Annotated in this window: 2 protein-coding genes and 1 pseudogene; all 3 read right to left on the reverse strand. The window is 69.4% G+C overall.

The window, feature by feature from the left end; translation table 11 throughout:
- Positions 1-1,102 (reverse strand): zinc metallochaperone AztD (gene aztD / locus ACQKIP_RS45040; RefSeq protein ID WP_427745652.1); only part of this gene is annotated, 1,102 nt, incomplete at its 3' end.
- An 87-nt stretch (positions 1,103-1,189) separates the two neighbouring features.
- Complete coding sequence (gene aztC / locus ACQKIP_RS45045; RefSeq protein ID WP_365864311.1) at positions 1,190-2,176, reverse strand: zinc ABC transporter substrate-binding protein AztC; 987 nt, start codon at positions 2,174-2,176, stop codon at positions 1,190-1,192.
- Positions 2,173-2,536: pseudogene (locus tag ACQKIP_RS45050) on the reverse strand (hypothetical protein); the annotation flags it as partial. The gene aztC and the pseudogene ACQKIP_RS45050, both read right to left, overlap by 4 nt.

The following is a 2,536-nucleotide window of genomic DNA, read 5'->3' on the forward strand; positions in this document are numbered from 1 at the left end:
GGGCCTTCTTGCTGGGGTCGGAGACGTAGGCGGTGTTGCCGCGGACGAACAGGGTGGGCCTGGCCTGCTGCCAGTCCAGCGGCTCCTGCCACTTGCCCACGGCCGGGATCTTCTTCTCGACCTTGCCGCTCGCCGGGTCGATCACGTGGATCGCGCCGTCCGTGCCCAGGACCAGTGCCTCACCCTGCGGGCCGCGGGCCAGCGAGCGGAAGGAGTAGCTGGTGCCCAGGTCGACCAGATGGAGCTTCTTCTTCTCGGTGTCGATGAGGGAGACGCGGGTGGGCCGCTCCAGCTCGGCCTCCGGGTCGGTCTTGTAGTCGCCCAGCAGGACCGGCGAGGCGTCACTGCCGGCCTGGTTGCCGATGCGGCCGTAGTCGTCGGGGGCGTCGACCTTGGTGAACTTGCCGTCCTGGTAGATCAGTACGCCGTCCTCGCAGCCGACGGCGATGGCCTCGTCCCGGGCTGCCGCCTCCCCGTGGACGCCGGGGCACTTCTCGTTGCGTGTGACTTCCTTGTTGTTCTTGTCCAGGACCAGCGTGCCGGTCCGCTTCTCCTCGGTGCCCAGGGTGCTGAGGAGTTCGCCGTCGGCCAGTTCGATGGCCACGCCGTGATGTGCCTCGGCGGAGGCGTAGGTGCGCCCTTCCGGCTTCTTGCCTGCGCCCAGGTCGGCGGGGTCGAAGACGTTGACCTCTCCGGTGCCGTCGGTGAAGAGCACCGTCTTGCCCGCGTGACGCACGACGTGGCCGGGCTTGGCACCCTTGTACTCGATGTCGGTGAAGGCCTGGCCGGCGGCGTCGAGCACGCGGAAGCCGGTGTCGGTGGAGACGACCACGTGGTCCTTGTCGCCGGCCGGGTTGACCCGGTTGAAGCCGGGGAGCTTGATGGTCTTGGCCACCTCCAGGCTCTTGCCGTCCAGGATGTACAGGCCTCCGTCGAAGCTGGCGACCAACGGGTCCTTGACCGCGGCGGGCGTGTCGGTCGCGCTGTCCGCAGCCTTGGCACCGGAAGAGGTGTTCTCCCCTCCGCAGGCGGTCAGAGCCGTGGCAACCGCCAGGGCGAGCGCCGTCCCCGTGAGGGCTCTGCTGCGTATGGACTTGTTCATCGGTATCCCTTCTCTTGCCGCGCGGTGGCGGCAGTGGTGTGCGGGGTTCTTCGCCCGGTCGGCCGGTGTGTGCCGCCGTTCGGGAGGTCAGCCGTCCCCGGCGGCGGTCAGGCCGTCGGTCATGGCGGTGGTGTTGGCGCGCATCATCCGCAGATAGGTGTCGGCGCCCTCGCCCTTCGCGGTCAGCGACTCCGAGTACAGCTCGACGACCTGGACCCGGCCGCTCATCTCCGCGCGCAGGACCTCGGCGAGCCGTGCGGGCCGTGAGGAGTCGGCGAACACGGTGCGTACGCCTGCCTTTTCCATCGCCAGGGTCAGCGAGCGCAGGTCGGATGAGCTGGGTGAGGCCAGCGTGGTGCCGCTGGGGATGACCGCGCCGATCACCTTGAAGCCGAAGCGGTCGGCGAGGTAGCCGAAGACGTGGTGGTTGGTCACCAGCGCGCGCCTGTTGTCGGGAACCCGGTCGAAGGACTTCTCCATCCAGGCGGTCAGGTCGGTGAGTTCGTCGCCGTAGCGGTCGGCGTTGGCGCGTATCGCGCTGTCGTCCACGCCGTCGACGTGCGCGACCACCTGGTCGGCTATCAGTCCGGTGACCTTGCGCACCCGGTCCGGGTCGGTCCAGAAGTGCGGGTCGGGCTGCCCGGCCTCGTCTGCGGGGCCGCCGTCGTCGGACGTGTGGAATGTCAGCGGGTCGGCCGCATCGCCGGCCGCGAAGGTGGCGACGCCGGACTCGCGAGCGGCGTCCACGTGCCGCAGGACGTTCTCCTCAAGACCCAGATCGTTGTAGACGACCAGATCGGCCCGTTCCAGCTGGGCGGCCTGCACGGCCGACAGGCCGAAGGAGTGCGGGTCGGCGTTGGGCTTCATCAGGACGGTGACATCGGCTTCGTCGCCGACGATCTGCCGGGTGATGTCACCGAGGATGTTGGTGGTCACCACGATTCTCGGCTGATCCTCGCCGGTGGTGCAGGCGGAGGCGGCTGCGGCCGTCACCAGGGCGAGCAGGCCCACGATCAGGCTGCGCAGCCGTGCCGCGCCCACCCGTACGCGCTGCTTCGCCGCGGCCCGGCTCATCGGCCGGTCTCCGCCATGAGGACCGGCTCGATGTCCAGGTCGAAGGAGCGTGCCACGCGCAGGTCGTCGTTGTAGTCGATCTCGGAGACCTTCTTGCCCCGGGGATCATTGACGTAGGCGCGGCTGCGGTCGATCTCGATGACGGGGGCGCTGGAGCCGGTGCCGGTCGCGGCTTCTCCGGTCAGGAGGCGCTTGGTCCGTGCGCTCTCCTTGCCGCTGGCGATGTCGTAGCCGTGCAGCGAGCCGTCGCTCTCCAGGACGAGCAGAGGGGAACCCTCGCCCGCGGTGTTGGCCGCGACGACAGGCCCGGTGTCCACCCGGGTCCACTTGCGTTCGGTGACGTCCAGGACCCATACGGCC

The sequence above is a fragment of the Streptomyces sp. NPDC059900 genome, from assembly GCF_050270335.1.
GTDB lineage: Bacteria > Actinomycetota > Actinomycetes > Streptomycetales > Streptomycetaceae > Streptomyces.

Coding starts and splice junctions, on each gene's coding strand:
- aztC (WP_365864311.1), bottom strand. CDS start 2,176: ATGAGCCGGGCCGCGGCGAAGCAGCGCGTACGGGTGGGCGCGGCACGG.